19 protein-coding genes are annotated in these 23,713 nt (G+C 61.2%); 4 read left to right on the forward strand and 15 right to left on the reverse strand.

All coding sequences use genetic code 11. The features are described 5' to 3' along the window. Positions 1–10: 10 nt before the first annotated feature. Complete coding sequence (locus BLR20_RS04730) at positions 11–841, reverse strand: p-hydroxycinnamoyl CoA hydratase/lyase (RefSeq protein ID WP_032614069.1); 831 nt, start codon at positions 839–841, stop codon at positions 11–13. 210 nt (positions 842–1,051) lie between these two features. Here BLR20_RS04730 and BLR20_RS04735 point away from each other — a divergent pair, with 210 nt between their 5' ends. Beyond that, positions 1,052–1,540, forward strand: a complete 489-nt coding sequence (locus BLR20_RS04735; protein ID WP_010432689.1) for a MarR family winged helix-turn-helix transcriptional regulator — start codon at positions 1,052–1,054, stop codon at positions 1,538–1,540. 42 nt (positions 1,541–1,582) lie between these two features. Here the strand turns inward: BLR20_RS04735 and BLR20_RS04740 are convergent, their stop codons facing one another. After that, positions 1,583–2,905 carry an OprD family porin gene (locus tag BLR20_RS04740; RefSeq protein WP_054994214.1) on the reverse strand — a complete coding sequence of 441 codons (1,323 nt, stop codon included), beginning with the start codon at positions 2,903–2,905 and terminating at the stop codon, positions 1,583–1,585. A gap of 330 nt (positions 2,906–3,235) precedes the next feature. Here BLR20_RS04740 and mhpT point away from each other — a divergent pair, with 330 nt between their 5' ends. Then, complete coding sequence (mhpT, locus tag BLR20_RS04745; protein WP_054994176.1) at positions 3,236–4,456, forward strand: 3-(3-hydroxy-phenyl)propionate transporter MhpT; 1,221 nt, start codon at positions 3,236–3,238, stop codon at positions 4,454–4,456. A 607-nt stretch (positions 4,457–5,063) separates the two neighbouring features. Here the strand turns inward: mhpT and BLR20_RS04755 are convergent. From BLR20_RS04755 to BLR20_RS04765, 3 genes are all read right to left on the reverse strand, one after another. Continuing rightward, positions 5,064–6,011, reverse strand: a complete 948-nt coding sequence (locus BLR20_RS04755; RefSeq protein ID WP_010430095.1) for a SphA family protein — start codon at positions 6,009–6,011, stop codon at positions 5,064–5,066. A gap of 84 nt (positions 6,012–6,095) precedes the next feature. Then, positions 6,096–6,863, reverse strand: a complete 768-nt coding sequence (locus BLR20_RS04760; RefSeq protein WP_010430093.1) for a coniferyl-alcohol dehydrogenase — start codon at positions 6,861–6,863, stop codon at positions 6,096–6,098. Between the two features lie 86 nt (positions 6,864–6,949). Continuing rightward, entirely contained in the window at positions 6,950–8,431 is a 1,482-nt protein-coding gene (locus BLR20_RS04765; RefSeq protein ID WP_032612997.1) for a benzaldehyde dehydrogenase, read from the reverse strand. Between the two features lie 280 nt (positions 8,432–8,711). Here BLR20_RS04765 and BLR20_RS04770 point away from each other — a divergent pair, with 280 nt between their 5' ends. Then, positions 8,712–10,475, forward strand: a complete 1,764-nt coding sequence (locus tag BLR20_RS04770; protein WP_054994177.1) for a sigma-54-dependent Fis family transcriptional regulator — start codon at positions 8,712–8,714, stop codon at positions 10,473–10,475. A gap of 50 nt (positions 10,476–10,525) precedes the next feature. Here the strand turns inward: BLR20_RS04770 and treS are convergent, their stop codons facing one another. The 4 genes from treS to BLR20_RS04790 all read right to left on the reverse strand — a co-directional run bounded on the left by treS (position 10,526) and on the right by BLR20_RS04790 (position 14,454). Next, positions 10,526–12,589 carry a maltose alpha-D-glucosyltransferase gene (gene treS, locus BLR20_RS04775; protein ID WP_010430086.1) on the reverse strand — a complete coding sequence of 688 codons (2,064 nt, stop codon included), beginning with the start codon at positions 12,587–12,589 and terminating at the stop codon, positions 10,526–10,528. A 164-nt stretch (positions 12,590–12,753) separates the two neighbouring features. After that, the gene (locus tag BLR20_RS04780; RefSeq protein ID WP_235810022.1) at positions 12,754–13,323 is read right to left on the reverse strand and encodes a substrate-binding domain-containing protein; all 570 of its coding nucleotides are present in this window, start codon (positions 13,321–13,323) and stop codon (positions 12,754–12,756) included. Positions 13,324–13,358: 35 nt separating this feature from the next. Further along, the gene (locus BLR20_RS04785) at positions 13,359–13,619 is read right to left on the reverse strand and encodes a helix-turn-helix domain-containing protein (protein ID WP_010430082.1); all 261 of its coding nucleotides are present in this window, start codon (positions 13,617–13,619) and stop codon (positions 13,359–13,361) included. Positions 13,620–13,848: 229 nt separating this feature from the next. Further along, a complete protein-coding gene (locus BLR20_RS04790) occupies positions 13,849–14,454 on the reverse strand; it encodes a DJ-1/PfpI family protein (RefSeq protein ID WP_003314850.1) in 606 nt (201 codons plus the stop codon). A 142-nt stretch (positions 14,455–14,596) separates the two neighbouring features. Here BLR20_RS04790 and ftrA point away from each other — a divergent pair, with 142 nt between their 5' ends. Continuing rightward, positions 14,597–15,550 carry a transcriptional regulator FtrA gene (ftrA, locus tag BLR20_RS04795; RefSeq protein WP_003314848.1) on the forward strand — a complete coding sequence of 318 codons (954 nt, stop codon included), beginning with the start codon at positions 14,597–14,599 and terminating at the stop codon, positions 15,548–15,550. On the opposite strand, the gene BLR20_RS04800 is transcribed toward ftrA, so the two are convergent. Genes BLR20_RS04800 through BLR20_RS04825 form a run of 6 tightly spaced genes read right to left on the reverse strand, consistent with a single transcriptional unit; the run spans position 15,510 to position 23,676 of the window. Next, on the reverse strand, positions 15,510–16,700 hold the full coding sequence (locus tag BLR20_RS04800; RefSeq protein WP_054994178.1) for a serine hydrolase domain-containing protein: 1,191 nt from the start codon (positions 16,698–16,700) through the stop codon (positions 15,510–15,512). The genes ftrA and BLR20_RS04800 overlap by 41 nt on opposite strands. Before the next feature lie 3 nt (positions 16,701–16,703). Further along, positions 16,704–17,858, reverse strand: a complete 1,155-nt coding sequence (locus BLR20_RS04805) for an iron-containing alcohol dehydrogenase (protein ID WP_054994179.1) — start codon at positions 17,856–17,858, stop codon at positions 16,704–16,706. 24 nt (positions 17,859–17,882) lie between these two features. Further along, complete coding sequence (locus BLR20_RS04810) at positions 17,883–18,527, reverse strand: LysE family transporter (RefSeq protein WP_010430066.1); 645 nt, start codon at positions 18,525–18,527, stop codon at positions 17,883–17,885. A 15-nt stretch (positions 18,528–18,542) separates the two neighbouring features. Then, positions 18,543–20,291 carry an FAD/NAD(P)-binding protein gene (locus BLR20_RS04815; RefSeq protein ID WP_054994180.1) on the reverse strand — a complete coding sequence of 583 codons (1,749 nt, stop codon included), beginning with the start codon at positions 20,289–20,291 and terminating at the stop codon, positions 18,543–18,545. Continuing rightward, complete coding sequence (gene sbnB, locus BLR20_RS04820) at positions 20,291–22,351, reverse strand: 2,3-diaminopropionate biosynthesis protein SbnB (RefSeq protein WP_074594440.1); 2,061 nt, start codon at positions 22,349–22,351, stop codon at positions 20,291–20,293. The genes BLR20_RS04815 and sbnB overlap by 1 nt, the downstream gene beginning before the upstream one ends. 5 nt (positions 22,352–22,356) lie before the next feature. Next, positions 22,357–23,676: a lysine N(6)-hydroxylase/L-ornithine N(5)-oxygenase family protein gene (locus BLR20_RS04825; RefSeq protein WP_054994181.1), complete on the reverse strand. Its 1,320-nt coding sequence runs from the start codon at positions 23,674–23,676 to the stop codon at positions 22,357–22,359. Positions 23,677–23,713: the final 37 nt, after the last annotated feature.

Consider the following 23,713-nt stretch of genomic DNA (forward strand, 5'->3'; position numbering starts at 1 on the left):
GGATGCCAGACTAGCGCTTGTACGCTTCCAGACCAGGCTTGATGCTCTTGTCATCGAGGAACTGTTTCATGCCCTGCTCTCGGCCACCTTCCTTGTCCAGCAGGCGTGACTGGTCGAGTTTGGCGTACAGGTAGTCTTCGTTCTGCTCCCAGGTCAGTTCTCGGCAGCGTTTGAAGCCGTGCTTGGCGGCGCGCAATACCACCGGATTCTTTTCCAGCAGATTGTTGGCCAGGTCGATGGTCACCTGACGCAGTTGCGCCAGCGGTACGCTTTCATTGACGAGGCCCATTTCAGCGGCCTTCTGACCGTTGAAGGTCTTGCCGGTCATGATGTAGTACAGCGACTGGCGGTGGCCCACGGTGTCGGCCATGGCCTTGCTCACCAGGTTGCCGGGCGGAATGCCCCAGTTGATTTCCGACAGGCCGAAGGTAGCTTCATCCGCGCAGATCGCCAGATCACACGCCACCAGCGGGCTGAAGCCACCGCCGAAGCACCAGCCGTTGACCATTGCGATGGTTGGCTTGGCGTACATGCGCAACATCTTCCACTGCCAGTGGGAGGCTTCGCGACGGATTTTTTCCTGAAGAATTTCCGGTCCGGCATCCACCTCGCGGAAGTATTCCTTGAGGTCCATGCCGGCGGTCCACGCCTCGCCAGCACCGGTCAGCACCAGCACGCCGGCATCGGGATCCTGCTCGAGGGTTTCCAGCACATCGATCATTTCGCGGTTCAGGGTCGGGCTCATGGCGTTGCGTTTTTCTGGCCGATTGAGGATAACCCAGGCAATACCTTGCTCGATCTCGACCTTGATGGTTGACCAGCGGCCTTCATATTTGCTCATGACGATGCTCTCTTGTTCTTGGCTTGAAGATGACTCAAAGCTAAACCGCAAAAATAGTTATGTCAATTAACTGTTATTTGAATTAATCAAAATCTCGGCACTCCGTCCGAACAGGCGGGTCACAGTGACTTAACCCCATAGCTATCGTGCGCCAACCTCGGCAAACTGATCGGCTGATTGCCCCATCAAAACAAAAGGACAGCATTTTCAATGGCCAAGCCATCTGACATCGCCGACGTTTGCCAGGCTCCCGTACAGGCTGCCGAGGCGCGTTTGCCAACGGATTCTGCGCTGGATGATCTGATCGGTTATGCCATGCGCCGCGCACAGCTCAAGCTGTTCCAGAACCTGATCGGACGTCTTTCCGCACACGACCTGCGCCCGGCGCAGTTCTCGGCACTGGCGATCATCGAGCAGAACCCGGGTCTCATGCAGGCAGACCTGGCCAGGGCGCTGGCGATCGAACCGCCTCAGGTCGTTCCGTTACTGAACAAGCTCGAAGAGCGCGCGCTGGCGGTCCGCGTGCGTTGCAAGCCGGACAAACGCTCGTATGGCATCTTTCTCAGCAAAAGCGGCGAAACACTGCTGCGCGAACTGAAACAGATCGCCGTGGACAGTGACCTCGATTCCACCTCCGCGCTCGATCAACAGGAGCGCCAGGACCTGCTCAGGTTGCTGAAAAAGGTGTATCAATCGTAAAAGCGGCCATCGACGGCTTCCCTGCCGTTGATAAGGGGACGATTACCAGAGCGGCAAGCTGTATTGCACAATAAAGCGTGTCTGGTTCTCGTCACGAAAGGCTGCACCTGCCGGGAAGTCGTTGCGATAGATCGACTTGCGCGCCAGCAGCCCGACGTTCTTCAGCGGACCGCTTTGCACGACATAGCCCAGTTCCATCTGAAACTCGCGTTCCTTGCGATCATCGGCATTGAAAGCGGCCAGTTCGATATTGTCGCCACGCACATAACGCAGGCGAGTGCGCAACCCGACCAGCCCGACGGCGGTGAAGTCATAGTCGTAGATGGCTTGCCAGGTGCGCTCTTTGGCGTTGAGGAAGTCCGAGCTCATGGTCATCTCGCTCAACCCCATCAATTCGGTTCCCGAGACATAAGGCGTCGCCGTGTCGCCACTGGAATGCATGTAGCCGAGGCTGACGCTGTGCCCTCCCCACCTGTAGCCGAACAGCGCGGACAGGTTCTGGTTGTCTACTTCACCGGCTTTCGCGCTGCCGGTATCACGGCTGAAAAAGCTGCGCAGATCGGTGCTCAGCACGCCGTCGCCGAGCGCCAGCTTGTGCAACAGGGCCAGGGTGTTCTGGGTGTAGAGATCGTCCACTTCGGCGTGATACACGCGCAGGCTCAGGTCCTTGTCGACCTGATAATCGCCACCGACATAGGCCATGTGCGACGACGTTGCCGCCCCATTGAAACGGCGGTTCGGTGAGGCAATGCTGATGGGCTGGTAGTTGCTGGAGTCACGCTTGTTGACCCGGTCGATATAGCCCGCATTGAGGGTCAGGTCATCGATGTCCTTGGAAGTCAGCGTGGTGCCACGAAAGGTCTGCGGCAGCAGTCGTGAGGGACTGGCGAAAGCGAACGGCAGGAAAATCGACACATCGCCGGTCTTGACCGTGGTTTCGTGGAATTTCAGCTTGCCGGTCAGGGCCAGTCGCGAATACTCGTCAGCCGCACGGCCATCACTGGCGGATACCGGTAACAACTCGGTGCCGCTGCGGTCTGGCGAAGAATCCAGTTTCACGCCGACCAGCGCTCGCGCATCGAGGCCGAAACCCACCGGCCCCTGGGTAAAGCCGGACTCCGCATTCATGATGAAGCCCTGCGCCCACTCCCGAGTCGCAGTCTTGGCGCCCTCATCCTTGTAATCGCGGTCCATGTAATAGTTGCGCAGCGTCAGGGTGCCATGGCTGTCATCCAGAAAACCCTGCGCCTGTGCAGGATCGGGGATGGCACTGATACCCAGCAGGCCCAGCGCGAGGCCGTAACGTTTTCCACAAAAAAAGGGAGCTGACACAGCGCTTGCTGCATCATGAGCGAGCTTTGGCATGTTCGATGTCCACTTATTGTTGTTGTTTTTGGAGTCGGCCCGGCGCATGACTGCAGGTCCGTGAGCAGAGAATTGAAAGATTCCGCAGCTGCGTCAATCCAGAGTGATCGATAATCGAACATTAATATTATTAACCACTTTATCAAGCCCTCAATATTCCGCCGCTAACTCAATGTTTTCAAAAGACTAAGTGCGGTATTTCACGATTATTTAGGCCACATTCACTTTTTAGTTATTTTTGTTACCTTGATGAACACCTGTCACAACGCCTCGTCTGGCGCTCGGGAACAGGCTCTTCGTCACAACAAAAACAACAATGAGGCTTGCCCCATGAACACTCCGTTACGTCGATCGACGTTGACCATTGTCTTGTGTTTTATCGTTGCGCTCATCGAAGGCTTCGACCTGCAGGCTGCCGGAACGGCGGCCGCCGGATTGCGTCAGACCTTCGCCCTTGATCCGAAAATGATGGGCTGGGTATTCAGCGCCGGAATCATCGGGCTGCTGCCTGGAGCGTTCTTTGGCGGGTGGATTGCCGATCGCATCGGGCGCAAGAAGATTCTGGTGAGCGCAGTGCTGTTGTTCGGGGTCTTTTCGCTGTGCACTGCGTATGTCGAGAGCTTTTCCGGCCTGTTGCTGGTGCGCTTCATGACCGGCCTGGGCCTGGGGGCAGCGCTGCCCAACCTGATTGCCCTGTGCGCCGAAGCCGCAAGCGAACGTCACCGCGGCTTGGCCATCAGCGTCATGTACGCAGGCGTTCCGTTGGGCGGTGCCCTGGCGGCGGCGGTGGCCATGTTCACCAGCGAGCACTGGCAAACCACGTTCATCATCGGCGGTCTGGTGCCGCTGCTGGTGGCTCCGCTGATGATCCTGTTGCTGCCCGAGTCCAGCGCCTTCAAACAGCAGACCAGCGCCGGCAGCGTTCGGCACTCAAGCGCCACTGCGTTGTTCGGCGAAGGCCGGGCTCGCACAACGCTGGCCTTGTGGCTCGGCTATTTCTTCACCCTGACCGTGATGTACATGCTGCTCAACTGGCTGCCTTCACTGCTGATCGGTCAGGGTTTCAGCAAACCGCAGGCGGGCATGGTGCAGATGCTGTTCAACATCGGCGGTGCACTGGGCTCGCTGCTGGGCGGGCTGTTGCTCGATCGCTGCAATGGCATCAAGGTTGTGCTGTTCGTCTATGCCGGCTTGCTCGCGGCGCTGGCAGGCGTGGGTCTGTCGGTCGGTATCGTAACGATGGGCATTGCCGGGTTTGCAGCCGGGGTGTTTGTCATCGCTGCACAGTTGGTGCTGTATGCGCTGGCCCCGCCCTCCTACCCGACCTCGGTACGCGCCACCGGCGTGGGTGCTGCAGTGGCCATCGGCCGTCTTGGTTCGGTCGCCGGTCCTTTGGCGGCCGGACAACTGCTGGGCGCTGGCGCAGGAACAGCCGGCGTGCTGCTGGCCACCTCGCCAGGCCTGGTGATTGCCGCACTGGCGGCGATCACGGTGCTGTCCAGGTCGGTCGTTCTCGAAAAGCGTGAGCTAAAGGCTGCAGAGTCGAGCTGATCAGATCGCTATGCCATCGTCCCCACGCTCTGCACCCACAGTCATGCACACGTCGTGTGGGAGCGAGCTTGCTCGCGAAGAGGTCGGTACAGCCTCCAGAAATAGAGCGTTTGGACTAACGTCTTTGTGAGCTATGCGGATCGCAGTGAGCGCTGCGCGTGGGAATGCAGTTTGTGACGCTCCGCGTCACACAGCGGTTTTTCGTTGTCAGATGGATTGGGGTTCGGCTCAGGTTACCTTTTCGCCCCTCGGCGAGTTACTTTGATGGGGCAAAGTAACCAACCCCCCCCCTGGCTCCGTTTCCGGCCCGACTTCGTCGGGTTCCTTCGCCCTGTCACTGATCCGGGGGTCGCCGCAACGGGCCCTCCATGGCCCGGTGCGGCTAGCCTGGCGTCCTGCCAGGCTACCCCCGGATCAGCGCCAGGACTCAGCCGTCACTTACGTCGCACTCTGCGTCGTCAGTGCCATCGCGATCGAAAAGCCCTTCTATGGCAGCGGCTAACGGCAAGTCATGCTGTTGCGCCGCATCTGAGAGGTGTGACGCAAAGCGTCACGAACTGCGTTCCAACGCGGAGCGTTGGAACGATAGTCAAAACAGTCTCATGCCTTACAGCTTGTGCAGAAAATTCAGCACCAGCTTGTTACCTTCGGTGCGGTTTTCCGCGCCCTGTTCGAAGTAACTATTGACCGTCAGCACGTTCTCCTTGTTGAAGGCATACAGCAGGCCCGGGCCGATAGCCCAGACCTTTTCCTTGCGACCACTGACATCATGACCGTCCACCTGGGTGTCCGTGAACTGCTTGAGCCAGTAACCGTTGAGCCCCAGCGAGAGTTGCTCGTTAACCGCGTACTGCAACGTCAGGTTGGCGTGCAGGGCCTGCCCTGCCTGCGTATCGGAAACATTGCCGAACCCGGCTTGCGGGTCATCATTCTTGCCGTTCCACAAATACATGAAACGCCCGCTGGCCGACCATTTCGGCGAGAACCAGTAAGTCGCGGCGTAGTACGGGTTGAACGACCAGAAATTGCTGCCGGGATTGATCGAACGATTGCGATCGTAGGCGCCGACCGGAATCGCAATGTCCGCCTCGATACGCTGGGTCAGCAACGGGCTGCCATCGGCACGGGTGATTGTCGGCAATTGCAGAAACGGGCCGATGACCAGATCGCCGAAACCGGCGCGCGAACTCAGGGCGGTGTTGTCCAGACCGTCATCCACGTCGACATGCGCCAGCGACGTGTTGATCGCGGTAATACCCGGCATGGCACCGTTGGCCAATGGCTGACCGACGTAGATGATCTGCGTGGTCACCGCCAGGACATCCACATCCTGTTTGGGAAGTTGCAGTTTGTCGCCATTCACATCATTGAAGCGATTGGCCTTGGCATAGTTCAGATACTCCTCCAGATACCAGCCCGGGCCTGCAGGCGCCGGGGATCCATCGTAGAAGCTGGTGTTGCCCAGATTGAGGCCGGGCAAGTCATAGGCGTATGCAGTCGATGACAAGGCGATGAATGATACGGTCGCAACGGTACGCAAGACTGACTTGGGCATCTTGTGATTCCTGTACTTATTGTTGTTGTTTTCAAGAGCCCCGACGCCACGAACGCGTCGCCGGGGTTGCAACACGTGCAGCCATTACACGTAGGAGGCGGCCAACCCTCCATCCACCGGCAAGTTGACACCGTTGATCCAGCGCGAGGCGTCGGAACACAGAAACGCAATCACCTCGGCCACCTCATCGGCCAGCGCAGGACGCTTCATATGCAGGCCATCACGAGCAACCCGCTCCTGGCCAACCATGCTGACAAAGTCTCCCAGAATCGGCGTGAACACCGGTCCCGGTGCGACGCAGTTGACGCGTACCGAATGATCGCGAAACCATTCCTGCGACTGCTTGAAGCTCCAGACGATCAGCGCCTCCTTGAAATACTGGTAGCAGGTTTCATGGGCGACCGGATTGGCCACCAGCCACTCCTGCCCTTCGCCGTAGCTTTCAGTGGCGGCCAGCGCCTTGTGCAACTCCAGCCTTTCCGGCCACTGCGAACCGAGTATCGACGCCACATTGACGATGCTGCCGCCCGGCGCGATGCGCGGCAGCAGGCGCTGGGTCAGGTGGCGCAGCCCGAGGTAATTGACCTGGGCGACCGCCTGAACGGGCGCTGTGCCGGGCACACCGGCGATGTTGCACAGGCCGTCGATCTGCTTGGGCAAGCGCTCGATCAACGCATCGATACTGACTGGATCGGCAAGGTCCACCTGGAAGAAACTGTCCACGGTCAGTTGCGGTTCGTGACGATCGATGCCGATCACTCGGGCACCCTGGAAGCGTGCCACACGTGCCAGCTCAGCGCCGATGCCGGATGACACGCCAGTGACGATCAGTGTTTTGTTATTCAGGTTCATAGTCACGCGCTCTTATTGTTGTTGGATCACGTTTTGCTGTTGAATCAAATCACTTGTTGCGATGAAGCGTGGAATATCAGTCCGACTCAGAATGGATAGGCCGGCGCCTGGTTCTTCACCGTCACCCACTGCCATTGGCTGTACTCATCCCAGTCCGACGGGCTGCCAGCGCTGCTACCGTTGCCCGACGCACCACGCCCGCCGAACGAGTTGACACACTCATCGGCCACCGTCTGATCGTTGATGTGCAACATGCCGCACCTGAGTCGGTCGCCAAGCGCCGTTGCGCGGCCGATGTCCGGGGAAATCACTGCAGCCGCCAAGCCATACTCGGAACGATTGGCCAGTTCGATGGCTTCTTCATCCGTGGAAAAACTGACCACCACGGCCACCGGGCCAAAAATCTCTTCGTCGAATGCACGCATGCCGGGTTTAACGCCGCTGAGCACAGTCGGTCGATAGAACAGGCCTTCATACTCGCCACCGGTTTCCAGTCGCGCGCCGGCCTGCAGGCTGTCACTGACCACCTGATGGACATGCTGCAACTGCCGTTTGTTGATCAGCGGCCCCAGAGCAGCCTCACCGCGTGCCGCGTTACCCACCGTCAGCGCCCGCGCCTTGTCCGCCAGCTTGCGGGTCAGCTCGGCGGCAATGGATTCGTGCACCAGGATCAGCCCGGTGGCCATGCAGATCTGCCCCTGGTGCAGCCAGGCACCAAACGCCGCGTTGCTGGCGGCCAGATCAAGGTCGGCGTCCTCGAGAATCACCAGCGGATTCTTGCCGCCCAGCTCCAGCGACACTTTCTTCAGGTTGCGACCCGCAGCCTCGGCAACCTTGCGCCCGGCCCCGGTCGAGCCGGTGAAGGTGATCATCTGCACGTTGGTGTCGCGGCACAGCGCTTCGCCGGCATCGGCCGAACCCGGCAGGACGTGCAACAGCCCTTTGGGCAGGCCGGCCTCTTCGAACAGCCGGGCGATCAGGAAACCGCCGCTGATCGGCGTTTGTGGATCGGGCTTGAGCACTACGGCATTGCCGGCAGCAAGGGCCGGAGCGACCGAGCGCAGAGAAAGCACCAAGGGAAAATTGAATGGCGAAATCACCCCCACCACGCCGTGCGCGACACGCCGCGCATAGGACAGACGCCCGGCCTGACTCGGCAGTATCAGGCCATGACCATGAGCCTGCGACAGCATGCCCGCAGCCTGACGCAACAACACGATGGTCTCGTTTACTTCGTGCTGACCCTTGTGCAGGCTGCCGCCGGTCTCGCGGGCGACGTACAGGGCCAGTTCATCGAACGCACAGACCGCATGATCGGCGGCCAGAAGAAATATGTCGGCCTTTTCGCGCGGCCCCAGCGCCGCCCAGGCAGGTTGAGCCAGCGCGGCTTCACGGCAGGCAACGGCGATGTCTGCAGCATCGGCCATGGCGGTGTTCATCAACAGCTCGCCGGTCGCAGGCTCGATGACGGGCAATGAAGGAGACGAGGAAGGAATCCAGTCGCCATTGAAAACGCATTCGGCTTCAATCGCGCGTTGCAACAGAGGGGTGCCATCAGACGCTGACATATTGAGACTCCGGCTTTTATGGTTGTAATCGCGTGTCCCATTTGTCATGGGAAGCATGCGCCGTACGTACGTCAGAGCAAAGGCTGTGCCGGGATTGTAATCCGGCCATCATGTCATCACTCAACCGCTTTGGGACAAGGGTTTGCGACGACGTCGCTGAAACGTCGGGTACCCTCATGGGGAAACTCTACGCGGACACGCTTGTTCATTTGATGAAGTTATGTTTATTAATCAAGCTTCGACTTGATCATTTCGACCATTGCCCGGCCGAGGTCCAACAATGAATAACCCTCACTGCGAGTTGCCCGATCACAGCGTCCCCACCGAGCATTTTTCGCCTCGCGGCGACAGCAGTCAGACACACGCAGGCGATTCGCCAACCGCCGAGGAATTGACCGGTTGCCTGTTCTTCTCGCCTGACGACGGGCGCATCTGGCTCAATGACCAGCGGATGTTGCTGCTGCACACCTCATCGTTCGGCACCCTGCGCCGCGAAATCATCGAACGGCTGGGCCAGGAACAGGCGCGCGGGATGTTCACCCGTGCCGGGTATCTGTCTGGCGCGCGTGACGCCCGATTGATTCGCGAACGCTGGCCACAGGCTGACGCCTCCTCGGCGTTTCGTGCCGGTACGCACTTGCATACTCTGGAAGGCATGACCAAGGTCGAGCCGCTGCACTTCAAATTCGACGCCGAGTCAGGGTTCTATGAGGGGGAGTTTCTCTGGCATCACTCCTGCGAAGCCGACGAGCATGTCGCGGCCTATGGTGTCGGCCAGGATCCGGTGTGCTGGACCGAAATCGGCTACGCCATCGGTTTTGTCAGCGGCCTGTTCGGGCAGATGGTGATCTTTCGTGAAGTGGAATGTCGGGGCATGGGGCATGCGAGCTGCCGTGTGGTCGGCAAGACCTCGGAACAATGGGGCGATGTCGAGCGCGACCTGAGCTACCTGAGAGCGGTCAACTCACCTGTTCCAGTGCAAACAGCGCCGGCGCCAGCGGCGACCCATGAGGCAAGCCCAGCGGCCGGCACCGACCAGCCGCTGGTCGGCGCAAGCGCGGCCTTCAATGCTGCCACTCAGGCGTTACAGCGGGTGGCGATGACCCCGGCAACCGTATTGATCAGTGGCGAGTCCGGAGTCGGCAAGGAAATGTTCGCCCGCCAGTTGCACCAGCTCAGCCGCAACCGCGAAGGCCCGTTCGTGGCACTCAACTGCGCAGCCATCCCCGACAACCTTGTCGAGGCCGAGCTGTTCGGTGTGGAGCGAGGGGCTTATACCGGCGCGACACACTCCAGACCGGGGCGTTTCGAGCGCGCCAACGACGGCACGCTGTTCCTGGACGAGATCACCTCCCTGAGCCTTGCCGGGCAAAGCAAGCTGCTGCGCGCCTTGCAGGAACGGGAGATCGAGCGCGTTGGGGGTGTGCACGGCATCAAGGTCAACGTTCGAGTGGTGGCGGCGACCAACGTCGACCTGCGTAAGGCGGTGGCCGATGGCGACTTCCGTGAAGACCTGTTCTATCGCCTTAATGTCTACCCGATCGCCTTGCCGCCGTTGCGCGAGCGCCGCGATGACATTCCGCTGCTGATCAATTTCTTTCTCAAGCGGTTCTGTCTGGAGTACGGCAGGACGCCGGCCGGATTGACCATGCGCGCGTTGAAAACCCTGCTGGGTTATGACTTTGCCGGGAATGTGCGTGAATTGCAGAACCTGATCGAGCGCGGCCTGATTGCCAGTGATGAAGGCCAGGCCATCGATCTGGTGCATATTTTCCGCAACGAGTCGCTACCGCCGGATACCTACTCGCTGAATCACCACGGCGCGCTGCGTCAGGCATCGGTTGCGAACGCACAGCAGGCACCTGCGGCCGCGCTGCTGGATTCCCTTAATCAGCCGGATCAGACGTTCTCCATCGACGACCTCGAACAGCGCCTGATTCACGAAGCGCTGGAGAGGAGCGAAGGCAACCTGGCGGCCGCCTCGCGCTTGCTGGGCCTGAGCCGCGCCCAGTTTGCCTATCGCCTGAAAAAGCATCAGCCCTGAACACCGCGATTAGCCGGTAACACGCAGCCAGTACGGCTGCGCGTGACACCTCAGAGTGGCAAGGCGCTAACCACACGCAGAGCCAGCCCTTCGTAGGCATCCAGGGTGATGGTGAACTCGCCCTGCTCGGTCAGATCGCCTTCGACACGCTCGTTGATAATGTCGACCACCGGACCCGGCGCAATGCCAGGCAGCTGCAGCGTTTCGACGATCGTCTCCGCGCTGAAATTGAGCGCAGTGATCTGCGTGCCCTTGCCGGCCGGCAATTCGTGGACCATGACCAGCAGCCCCGGATGCTCGACATCCGGAATCAGAATCTGACGGCTTGCCGCGATGTCATAGGCGCGACGCACAGCGAGAATCTTCTTGAGCTGCGAGGCAAACGAATCAGGACGCTGGAGCTGAGTGACCAGACTGCCGTACAGCGTCTTGGGACGCGGCATGTCACCGGCAGAGAATTCGGCTTCAGGGTCCAGATCCACCAGGTCGTAGGCACCGCGGTGAACCCAGCGCGTGTCACCATCCTGCATCAGGTGGTCGACCTGCTCGGCCGGCAGCGTCAAGGCACCGACAAGGTCCCAGCCCGACAGGGCAAACACCCCCGGCTGCATGGCGTTGTACATCACCAGCAGCAGGTGAATGTGCTGGATCTGCTGAATGTCGGCATCGGTAATGGTGCTCAGGTCACGAATGCCCAGCGCTGCGGTGATGATGCTCGCCGTGGTGCAGGAGACGCCGTTGGTGACGAACTTGAGGTTGTACGGCGCGTGTTCGCCGGACAGCTTCTCGTACATCTCCTCACGGATGTGCTCGCGCAGGATATTACCCGGGAACGTCTGGCCCTGGTAATGGAAGGTGTCGTGGGCGTGCAGCGTCCAGAAATGCACCAGTTCCAGGGTCAGCTCATCGTGGTTCTGCAAGGCATGGATCAACGACGCCGGATCGATGCCATAGGCATGCACCTGACGCAGCATCAGGCGCAGGAACTCGGTGGTACCGGTGAGCAGCGCATGCTGATAGGCCGGCCGGGTAATGAAGTCGTAGGACAGATCTGCGCCACCCTGCCCCATGGAGGCAATGTCATCGATGGTCAGGTTCAGTTCCTGGAAGCTGAAGCCGCCCGCCTTGCGGATCGCGCCGGCCAGAAGCTGGTTGCCGGTGATCGACAGTGGATGGCTTTCCGACCAGGCGGTGCCCTCGGCGCGACGTTCGACGCCAAGGAAGCCGTTGGCGTCCAGGCGCAATACGCGGGCGCCCATGACATCGATGGCATGCAACGCGTCACCGATGATCATCTGCTGCGCGGCAAAACTCGGGTCCAGCCAGTTCAGGGAGGGCTGACCGTCCTTGAAGTAATGCAGGTAAACCCAGCGGCGGGCCTTGCCGTCGACGCCCTGCACCACGTCAGTGGCGCTCCAGTCGGTTTCCTTGACCCCGGGCTCGAAGAAAATCACCCGCTGCAACTGGCCGACGATGTAATGCTTGTCGCGCAACTGATCCACCACATCGGGCATCAGGTTCACAGCGTCACGACCTGCAGGTACTTCAGGCAACAGCTGCCAGTCTTCCTCACGGATCTCGACCATGTGGAACAGACCGGGGTAATCCTCGTACGCCATCTCGGCCAGGCGGAAGTCTGCGCCCTTGCCGGTGTGTGACGGGATGATGTCGTCGATGATCACCGCGTTATGCGCTGCGGCAATGCGCGACAGGCTCAACAGCTGTGCTTCGGTGCCCAGGTCCGGGTCGATGCCGAAACTGATACGGTCGAAGTTGCCATCGATACTCGGTGTGCGCTCGCGCCCCTGCAGTCCGCCGGAAAGCTTCAGCGGCCCGTTGTGAATGCCCTGAATGCCGATTTCCGACAGTGCATGCCAAAGGGTTTCGTCACCCAGCGCCTCGAGCACCGAGCCGCCTTCGCGGGTGACGATGGAGGCCGGGTAGGCGGTAAACCAGACCGAGGCGATAGCGGAGGCGTCTCTGGGACGTGCGAGGGCGAAAGGACGCTGCCAGAGCCTGCCCTGCCCCGAATAGGTCTTGGCGCGCTGTCTTGCGGCGTTAAGCATCGATTGCTCGACCAGCCAGTCCACGTACTGCTTGTCCGGTATCGTCATAGCGTTCAGTCTTCCTCTCGAATCGGCGACCTGAGACGCCCCGCGTGCGGAGCGTCCTGAATGTATTGCTTACGGATATGAGCCTTGCCGGCCCGATTCGTTGCATTCATATCGCGGTCAAAAGCGCGTTGAGGGTACCGTAACAGCGTTTTGCGACACCTCAGTCAATCAGATTGAGTGGCCTGGGCCGGTGGTTTTTTCAGGGCCTGAACCACGGCATTGGCGGCGTTGGACAACAATGAAGCAGGCCGCGCCACAACACTGATCCGGCGCATCACGGTCAGCGGCAACGGGATCGATTCCAGCTCGCGAAACCGCCCGTTCAGCAACGCGGCGGGCACAATCGTGATGCAATGGCGCTTGGCGACCAGGTCCAGAAGCGTGTCCAGGCAACTGAGTTCACCGCGTTGGCTGAGCCGTACCTGCGCCGATGCCAGTTGCTGATGCAGGCGCTCCACGCCCGGATGCCGCCAGGCCACGTAACGCGATACCTGCGCAAGCTCGGCGAAACACTGTGCCTTGCCCTGCTTGCTTCGCGCTGCCACCAGTACGTAATGATCCGACCAGCAATGGTGTTCGAGGTAATGCTCGTCCAGCACAATACCCGGCAGGACGAGGATATCGGCTACGCCCTTTATCAATGCGTCCAGCGACGGGTGCTGTTCGCTGCGGTGCAGCACGTTCAGATGGATATCGGGGTAGTGATGGGCGAGAAAATCCAGCGAGGCGCTCAGGCCGGTCTCGCGGATATGCGAGTGGTAATGAATGGTTACGCTGCCACTGACCCCATTTTTTTTAGTTGTTCGAGCGTGGCCATGATATTCCCCAGGGTCTGGCTGATGACCTTGCCTTCAGGGGTGAGCGTGCAGCCTGTGCGGCTGCGAATGAACAGGCGTTTTTCGAAAAAATCTTCGACTTCCTTGATGGCATAACTGATGTTCGACTGGCTGCAGCCCAGAATTGCGGCAGCCTCGGAGAACGAACCGTGCTGTGCAACGGTTTGAACGACTTTGAAGAAGTGGGTTTTCATGTGTCCTGCACTCTGGTTTTGCAAAGGTGGGTGCGGCCCTGCCGCTGAGCCAAAGGCTCGGGAATACAGGAAACCCCCGCCGAAACACCGAGCTGGCCGGGTTATCGGCTGTTCGAATGAATGTCTCAAGCGGGGGTAAGGCGGACGCTGGCTATCGCGTTGAAGCGCTGGCTATGCACATTTCGGGCACATAGCCTCTTCAGGGGTATCCGCAGCGCGACTGGATGACTCAGTCGTTCTCGGTCCAGTCGAAATCCATTTGCAGCGCCGTGCGTTCAGCCAGTTCACGGCTGTGCAGGCGCTCGACCAGGTGCAGGCTCATGTCGATGCCGGCAGAAATGCCTGCCGAGGTCACGAACGAGCCCTCATCGACCCAGCGCAGCGTGCTGAGCACGTCCACCGACGGGAACATTTCCTTGAGGTCGTCGATGTCTTCCCAGTGCGTGGTCACTTGCTTGCCGGCCAGCTTGCCGGTCCTGGCCAGCAGGAAGGCGCCGGTGCACACGGCAGCGACCACGCGGCCAGGCTCCGACTGATCGCTGATCCAGTGAATCACGTCGGGTTTTTCCAGCTCGGCGGTCACGACGCCACCCGGGACGATCAGGCAGTCGACGGGCGGATGGTCGTTAATCGAAAAATCCGGGTCGACCTTGAGCCCGGCGCGGGCACGCACCGGCGCAGTGCTGCGGCCAATGGTGAACACGTTGAACAACTGCCGGTCATCACGGCTGTTGCGGGCGTGCATGCGTGTTGCGGTGGTGAACACTTCATAGGGGCCAGCGAAGTCGAGAACCTCGACGTCGTCATAAACGTAGATACCGATATTGAGTGGCACGAGTTGGCTCCAGGGCCTGCAGGGCAGACCACTTGCATCATAGTGAGGGTTAAGCAGGTTTCAGCGGTGACACAGAGCAGATTACTCAGTAGCATCACGCCAAACTACTGGCTGAAATGCCAATATCCGGTAACATCGCGCCATGAAAAATCATCTCGTTGTCGCCCTCATCTACAACCAGCTGTGCACCTTCGAATTTGGCTGCACTGTTGAAGTCTTTGCGCTGAAAAGACCCGAGCTGGGCGTGAGCTGGTACGAGTTCGCGACCTTCCCGGTCGACGACGGCCCGATCACCGCTGCCGGGGGCATCACCATCGTGCCGACACCCGGCGAGGTGCTGCTGGAAAACGCCGACACCATCATCGTGCCGGGCTGGCGCGGGGTGGAATCCGAGGTGCCGCAACGGCTCATCGAACAGCTGCAGGCGGCTCATGCACGCGGCGCGCGAATCTGCTCGATCTGTACCGGGGCCTTCGTGCTGGCGGCAGCCGGTCTGCTCGACGGGCACAAGGTGACGACCCACTGGCGCTATACCGACCTGCTGGCCACCATGTACCCGGGCCTGACCATTCAGCCCAACGAACTGTATGTGGATCAGGGCAGTATCGTCACCGCAGCAGGCTCGGCCGCCGGGCTGGACATGATGCTGCACCTGGTGCGCAACGATCACGGCTCGCGCGTCGCCAACATGGTCGCGCAGCGTATGGTCATTCCGCCTCATCGCGAAGGCGGACAATCGCAATATGCATCCCGGCAGTTGGTCTCGGCCAGCGACGGGCCGATTTCCAACCTGATGGACTGGATTCGCAGCGACTTGCAGCGCCCCCATACCATCAAGGAGATGGCCTCACGCGCGGCGCTCAGTACCCGCACCTTGCACCGCAGCTTCATGGAAAGCACCGGTCTGACGCCTTACGACTGGCTGCTCGGTGAGCGCATTGCCTACGCCAAGGAACTGCTGGAGTCGTCGAAGTTGCGCCTGAATGAAGTGGTGGACCGCGCCGGCTTCGGCTCCGAAGAGTCTTTTCGCCGGCACTTCCGCAATCTGGTGGGCATCAGCCCGAGCAGTTACCGCAAGCAATTTGCCCGGGCCTGACCACAGGCTCCGGGTAAAGCGCATCGACGATCGCGTCGGCAAATTCCCCCCATGCGCCGGCAACCGCCGTGTTGGTCAGGACCACCATGCTCAGCGCAGCACGCGGATCGACCCAGTAATGGCTGCCATACAGCCCACACCATGACCAGGTTCCTGCGCCCTGCCGCTGCCCGGCGAGCACTGGATCGGTGAGGATCATCGGCCCCAGCCCGCCCCCACAGCCAGGCCCGCGGCTGGCGATGCTCGTCTGGCCGATCGCATTGCCCAGCAAGCATGCGGTACTGGCTTCACTCAATAGCGGCGCGCCGCCAAGGCGCAGGCATTCGAGCAACCGCAGATAGTCATCAGCCGTGCCCAGCATTCCCGCCCCGCCCGACTCATACGCGCCGCTGTCAAAGGCGCGAGCTGCCGACAGCCGCGCCTGGCCGCTGTCGAGCGACAGCCCGTCGTCGTCGCCGATACGCTGCGGTCCGTTGACACCGTCCTTGTAGGCGCTGGCCAGCGGACGTTCCGGCAGGTGCCTGAATGAGGTCGCGTGCATGCGCAACGGCACGGTGACCCATTTGCCGATGGCTTCTGACAACGCCAGCCCAGTGGCCTGTTCGATCACGGCACCCAGCACATCAGTGGCCAGCGAATATCCCCAGGCGCTGCCGGGCTCGAACAGCAAGGGCACACTCGCCAAACGCGTCAGGTTTTCCTGCAGGCCGAACGGTACCCGGTCCAGCCCGTCCGACACCCCGGCCCGCTGATAGGCATTATCAGGCGCTTGCTCAAAGCCATAGCTCAAGCCCGACGTGTGCGACAACAGGTGCTGCAGCGTGATGAGCGGCTCGCGGCCACTGGCCAGACGCGGCCGAAAGGCTGGCAGCCAGCGAGTCACCGAAGCCTGTAGATCCAGCACACCCCGTTCGCACAGCCGCAATACTGCGACCGAGGTCAACAGCTTGGTCAATGAGGCCAGGCGAAAACGCGTGCGGCGGGAGACCGGAATCTGCTGCTCGCGATCGGCCCACCCGCGCGCACTGGCGTATTCCAGACGGCCCTGCCGAGCCAGCAACAGCACGCCGCCGACGATCCGGCCCTGCTCGACGAAACTCCGCCAGACCTGGTCAAGACGCTCTGTACCCGCCTCGTTCAGGGCAGCCATGGTTCAATTGCCCCTCACTGCACGGCTGAAGATCTGCGCGTAGACCTCCGCCGAATGGCGAATCGGGTTGGTCTGCGAGCAGCCATCGGCGAAGGCCATCCGCCCGACCCGCTCGGCTTCGCGATCATTGATGCCGATCTCGCCCAGCGTATGCGCAATGCCAATCTGCTCGCGCAGCGTCAGCAGCCAGTCCATCACCCCGGAGAAACCGGGCGACGGCAACCGCAGGTAAACCGCCAGATCGTCCATTTGCGTCTGCAGCACCGAGCGATTGGCCTCCAGCACATAGGGCAGCAGGATCGCGTTCAGCAAGCCATGATGCTGATCGTAGAGCGCCCCAAGGCTCTGCGCGATCGCGTGTACGCCGCCCAGACCGCGCTGAAATGCAGCGGCGCCAAGGCTGGAGGCCACCAGCATCTGCTGTCGCGCCTCGAGGTCCTGCCCGTCGACGACGACGCGCGGTAAAAACGCCTTGATCATCTGCATGCCCTTGATCGAAACCGCCTCGGCCATCGGGTGCCAGGCCGGCGAACACCAGGACTCCATGCAGTGGGTCAAGGCATCGGCCCCGGTGGCGGCGGTCAAGTGCCTGGGCAGGTCGAGTGTCAGCGTGGCATCCAGAATCGCGATGCGCGGCATCATGCGAATGTGCAGGATGGTACGTTTGACCTGCGCCTGCTCATCGGTAATCACCGACGCACGCCCTACTTCAGAGCCGGTCCCGGCCGTAGTCGGCAGCGCGATCACCGGCGCAATGCCATCCGGATCGGCGCGCAGGTGGTTGTCATTGATGTCTTCGAAATCCCATAACGGGCGGGTCTGGCCCGACATCAGCGCTACCGCCTTGGCAGCGTCCAGCGCCGAGCCGCCGCCAAACGCAATCACACCGTCGTAGCCACCGGTTCTGTAAGCGTGCAGCCCCTCGGCGACGTTGGTGCCGGTCGGGTTGCCCTTGACCCGGTCAAACAGGCCGCAGTGGCCCAACTGACTGCGGCAGTGCTCCACGGCGCTGGCGATCATGTCGGTGCTGCCGAGAAAGCTGTCGGTGATCAGCAGCGGACGTTTTATGCCGGTCACCCTGCAGGCATCGGCCAGTTCGTTGACGCGTCCTGCGCCTGCGCGGATGGAAGTCGGGTAGTGCCAGTCGTTGCGATGCATTCAGGTATTCCTTTACAGATGATTTCAGTGAATGAAGCCAGCAGGCAGCAAACCGATCAGCAGGCGCAGACCGAACGCGATCATGAACAGGCCGGTGACGATGTCGATGGCCTTTTTCATGCGCTGATAGCGCGTCTGTACCGCAGGTATCGAAAACAGCGTGGCAAGCAGCACGAACCAGGAAATCGCCAGTACCGCGATGATCGATACACCCGCAGTACGCACCCACATCGGCATGCCCGGCGTGGTCACGGTGGTGAACACGCTGGTGTAGAACGCCAGCGCCTTGGGATTGGTCAGGTTGGTCAGCAGGCCGAACCGATAGGCGCGGCTCAGACTGCCAATACCTAGCGCAGCGATATCCCTGGGTTTGGGCTGGCTGCCGGCACTGCGCAGGCTTTTGCTGCCAAGCCAGGTCAGATAGGCACCGCCCAGCAATTGCAGCGTCGGTTGCAGCCATGGCAACTGCTGAAATACCAGCCCCAAACCGGTGGCGGCCAGCAAGGCCCAGAGAATGCTGCCCGAGGCAACGCCCAGCCCTGCACAGATGCCCTGCTGCCGTGACTGGCTGAACGAGAGTTGGGTGATCACCAGAAAGTTTGGACCGGGGCTGATGATCAGCACGATGAACGCGCCAGCGAGGGCGGTCAGCAAAGTGATTTCGTACATAGTAATAATTCCTTTTTAATTAATAGCTTGAGCGACTTTATTCAACCGAATTGTGATACCACTTGAAGTTGTGTTTATCAGCGTCTCCAGGCACGACTCGACCGCCCGACGCGCCTCGATCAGAGCGCGACAGGTGAGATCAGGTGTCGGTACGTAGTGGTTGTAGAACGTGCAACCTTCCACGGCAGGCCCGAGAACCCAGAGCCGCTGCTGCACCTCACCGTCGCGACCGATTGCGCGGCCCGCTGCGTCGGTGTCGATGCCATCGGCAGGCCAGGCATGGGCGGCGCGAATCAGCCCGTGCTCGCGCAGATCGTTGATCACCCCCTGACGACTGCCCGACACACCGCTGTGGGCGACCCGGGCAGGCAGGCGGTTGCGCGGCTCCTGCACGCCACTCATCGGCGGCAAGACTGTCACGACCCCGGCTTCGATCAACGCCAGCAGGTCCTCATGGCGCTCCTTCTGCGGACCGCCGACCAGACGGTTACTCAGTCCTGCCCAAGTGCCGTAGAACTCCAGCGTCGAGGACTCGGTCAGGCCGTTGCGATCGGCGACCAGACGCAACAGGTCGCGATAATCGCGCCAGACCTCAAATGCCTTACAGATCGGGCTGTGCGCGGTGCCCAGCCGACTCAGGGCCAGGTCACGTTTGATCCAGTCGACGAACCACTGCTCGTACGTGCCTTCGGCGCCAGACCAGGGCTGGGTGACCAGCCAGTGCTCGGGATCGAATGCACCCCATTGCTCCGCCAGGCGGGCAAACACTGCCGGCCTGGCGATTGACTCGCGCAGTAGGCGCTGCACAGAGGGCAACCGGTCTGGCCCCTCCATCCGCACCTTGGCCTGATAAAACACGGCGCGCATTTCATCCTTGATCAGGGGCAGCACATCGGCGCGAAAGTCGAGCCGCCCGCCTTCCCTTTGTTCGCGCAAACGAGCTATGGCCTCAGCCGTGAAAAATAGCCTCGGCAACGGTGCGTGACGGCAGGCGTGCCATTGCGGCCGGGCATGAAACGGCAATCCGCTACGCGAATACATCACCACCCTGGGCTCGCGTCCGGACGGCAGATAACGCCAGCCGGCGAAGCCGCCATTGCGCACGTAGCGTCCGCCGCGCCCCTCAGTCAGATGGGCCAGCGTGTCCATGGCCGTGAGTCCCAGGCCCTGGATGACCACACATTCACCGATGTCCTGCTGCGCGGCGGTTGAGGGTGTGTGTCCACTGGTGAGGAACACACCGTCGACGTGCATTGCCAGATTGCCGGTACGCAGCCGGAAACCCGGCGTTTGCGACCTGGGATGACAGCTCAGCACCTGCTCGGCGTGGTGGCGCACCGTCACGTGCGCCGGGCAGCGTTGCAGCAGAAAGCGGTAACTGTCCTGCAAATAGCGCCCGAGCAATGCACGCGGCACGAAGTCGCCAAATGCCACCGCTCTGCCCTGCCCATCCGGGCTGACATGGCCGCGCGCATCCAGGCGTATACCCTCACGGCTGCACCATTGCAAAAAGGTCGGGCCTGGCGGTTCACACGCCGGAAATGCCGAGGAAAACGCTGACAACTGACCGGCCATGGTGTTGAGCATCAGGTAATCCGGTTGCTGCGCAAGGTGCAGCCCGCTGCCCGGCGGCTGTGGATCGAACACCTCGATACACAACGTTTGCCGCACGGCGTGGCGGCTCATGCCGATCACCTGCTCCAGAATGCTCAACCCGCGTGAGCCCATGCCGATAATGGCGACGGTATGCGTCTGCATGGCCATCACCAGCGCGCCGATTCAAAGAAGAACTGCGGCACCGGCAAAGCGCTGCCCTCGGCCACCGCCTGGCGATACACCCGTTGCCCCACCGCGAGGTCCAGCACGCCGAGCCCGAACGGCGAAAAGATCGAGGCCTTGTCCGGACTCAGCTCCACTTGCCCGGTCATCAGCTGTGCCAGCGTCCCGGTAATGAACGAGCGATGCTGATACTGCTGCACGGCGAGGTCAGGCGAGGTCTGAGCCTTGAGGCAGTGTTCGACGTCATCGAGGATGTTGTTGGCCTGGGCAATGACCTCCGGCCCCAGATCGCGCAACGAGATGTTCAGCACCCGTTGCCCCGGCTGAAACACCGGCTCCAATACATAAGGGCTCGGCGCGGTAGTGGCGAACACCACCACATCGGCTTGCAGGCACGTCGCCAGGTCGCTCGGCTCGCTGTTCAGTCCGTGGCGACTGGCGGCATGCCCGACCAGCGCCAGCGCCGAGTCCTGGTGCTGATCGAAGACGCTGACCGCCTCCATCGTCCAGCCATCGCTGACAAACATGTCGAGGATGGTGCGGGCAATGAAACCGGCGCCGATGAACGACATTCGCCCCACGTGACGCTGTTGACGACTCATCCAGCGCGCGCCGAGCACCGCCGAGGCCGCCGTGCGCATGGCGCTGATGCGCGAGGCTTCCAGACAGGCAAAGGCATAGCCGGTCAGTGGATCGTTGAGGATCAGCACCGCCGAGGCGCGTTGCAGGCCCTTGTCGATATTGCCCGGAAAGCTGGAAATCCATTTGATGCCACTGACCGGCTGCTCGCCCGACAGGCTGGCGGGCAAGGCAATGATGCGATTGGCCGGCGCCTGCGCAAAGCGCAGAAAGTAACTGTCGGGATTGATCGTGTGGCCAGCCTCATGGGCCAGATACGCCGCCTGCACATCATCGATACAGGCCAGCGGGTCTGCCGCCAGCAAGCGCGCAACCACCGCACCGTCGACCACATGGAAAGCTGCCCGCTTAAGCCGCTCGGCGGCCAGCCACACCGTCCAGCTTGAATGCGGGGAACGCGCAGGCGCTTCCATGCTCTCCGGACAGGTCTCGGCCCCTGATGCGCGAAGGTCCGCCAGCGTCATGCTCAGCACTTCACGGCCAAAACGCTGTTCGACCCAGTGGTCATCGTAAAGAGTGTCCAGGTAGCGCTCGCCCCAGTCCGGCGACAACGCCACGACCACCGAACCGGGCTCGATGCGCTCACGCCAGGCATGCACCGCGGCAATCACCGTTGCGGTGGACCCGCCGACCAGCAGACCCTTGCTGCGCGCGAGGATGCGACACATGGCGACGGTGTGTGATTCCGGGACCATTTCCAGCGCATGGATGCCATCAGCGTTGAAGATCGGCGGGCGCTGGCTGGTGCCCAATCCGGGTATGAAGCGCCGGCTGGCCGGGGTGTCGAAGGTCACCGAGCCGACACTGTCCACAGCAATGATTCGGGTGGTCGGATGATGGCGCTGAAAATGCTGAATGCAACCCATCAAGGTGCCAGTGGTCCCGGCACCGACGAACACATAATCCACATGGCCGAAATGCTGGCTGATCGAACGCGCCGTGGTTCGCGCATGGGCACGCGGGTTGGCCGCATTCTCGTATTGATTGAGCCAGACGTAGCGCGGGTCGCTGGCCACTTTTTCGCTAATCAGCTCGATGCGCGTCCCGAGGAACCCGCCGTTGGCGTCAGGGATTTCGACCTGGATGACCTCGGCGCCGTAACTGCGCATCATGCGGATGTTGTGGCTGGAGCTGTTCGGGTCGACCACGCAGGTAAACGGGATGGCCCGCTCTGCACAGATCATCGCCAGTGCCACCCCGAGATTGCCCGACGAGGACTCGATCAGAATCGTGTCCGGGCCCAGTAGCCCCCGAGTCTGAAGGTCATTGATCAGCCCCACGGCGGTCTTGAGCTTGATCGAGCCTGCCGGGTTGAGTGATTCCATTTTCAGGAAAAAATCGGCCCCCAGGCCAGTCACCTTGAGGAAGGCCTGATCGTGAACGATTTCGCAAAGAGAGTTGTACATGAGTTTCACTTCCACTGTGCCAGCAAAGGTTCGGCTGCCGGTGCTACAGCCCGCTGAAGGGCCGTGGCGATACGCTCGGCACGCAACGCCATCAGTGAAAACGACTGACTGTCACTGATTCCGTGGCTGCGTTCGGAAAGACCGTTGACCCAGATATTCACGTCGCACTCGCCCTGGGTGGCGATTTGATAATCCCTATCGATCAGCAGGCCACCGTCGACATCGGCCTGCAGCCATGGCTGCAAACCACTCAACAACGGCGGTATCAGGTACTGCTGATACCCGGTGCCAAGCACCACGGCGTCGACCTCCAGCACCTGGGTGCGCTGGCTGAAGGTGTCGGTCAGCTCGACCCGGTAGCCCTCGGCGACGGGCTCGATGGCGCTGATCACGCTGTAGGCGTAGGTCTGCAGGCGCTTGCGATCGGCGATGGAGTCTTCGTAGATCAGCGAAAACAGCTTCTGGCTTTCGTCAGGGTCGATCCCTGCGTAATTGGTCGAGCGGCTCCAGTCGAGAAAACGCTGCCGCGCCGCGGGGTCCAGGCTATGGAAATAATCGACGTGATCGGGGGCAAATACCCGGTTGGGGAACTGGCCCAGCTGGGTGAGTTTGAAACCGGCCGAGCGATGCACTGAATGCACTTCGATGCCGGGGTCGCGGCTGACCAGCTCCAGCACCGACTCACTGGCGCTCTGCCCCGAACCGAGTACCAGCCAGCGCTTGGGCAGGTGCTCGCCAAAGGCTTGCAGGCGGCTCAGAAACTGCGACGTGTGAAACAGCGTCGGACCGACCAGCGCCTCGAACGCGTGCGGAATACGCGGAGCACTGCCGCTGGACAGCACGACATTGCGCGTCGTGAAGCAGGTACCCGGCGTGCACACGCGTACTTCATGCAGGCGCCCATGACGCAGCACCGGGTCGATCCCGGTGACCGGCGTGTTGAAGCAGGTCTGGCTGTCCACCTGCGCGGAGACCCAGGTCAGATAATCCGACCATTCATGCCGACTGGCGGGGCGGCCCAGCAGGCCGAAATCGAACATTCGCCCCTGTTCCTTGAGGTACATGGCGAACGAGAAGCGGCTGCGCGGGTTGCGCGGGGTCACCAGATCGCGAAATACGTGATGGTTGATGTCGGTTCCGGCCAGCAGCAGTTCGCGATGCCATTGGCTGTCCTGCGCAGCTTCCAGATAGCGAACGGACAGCGCGCCCAGCGGGTCGTTGGCCTCTCGCGCATCGGCGAACGCGCAGGCCAGCGCGATACCGGCCGGACCGAAGCCGATACAGACGGCGTCCGAATGCAAGGTGTGTGGTGTCGAGTTACCCATGAAGTTCCTGTCCTTAGAGTTGGTGTGAAGCGGTGTT

It is taken from the genome of Pseudomonas congelans (assembly GCF_900103225.1).
Classification (GTDB): Bacteria; Pseudomonadota; Gammaproteobacteria; order Pseudomonadales; family Pseudomonadaceae; genus Aquipseudomonas; species Aquipseudomonas congelans.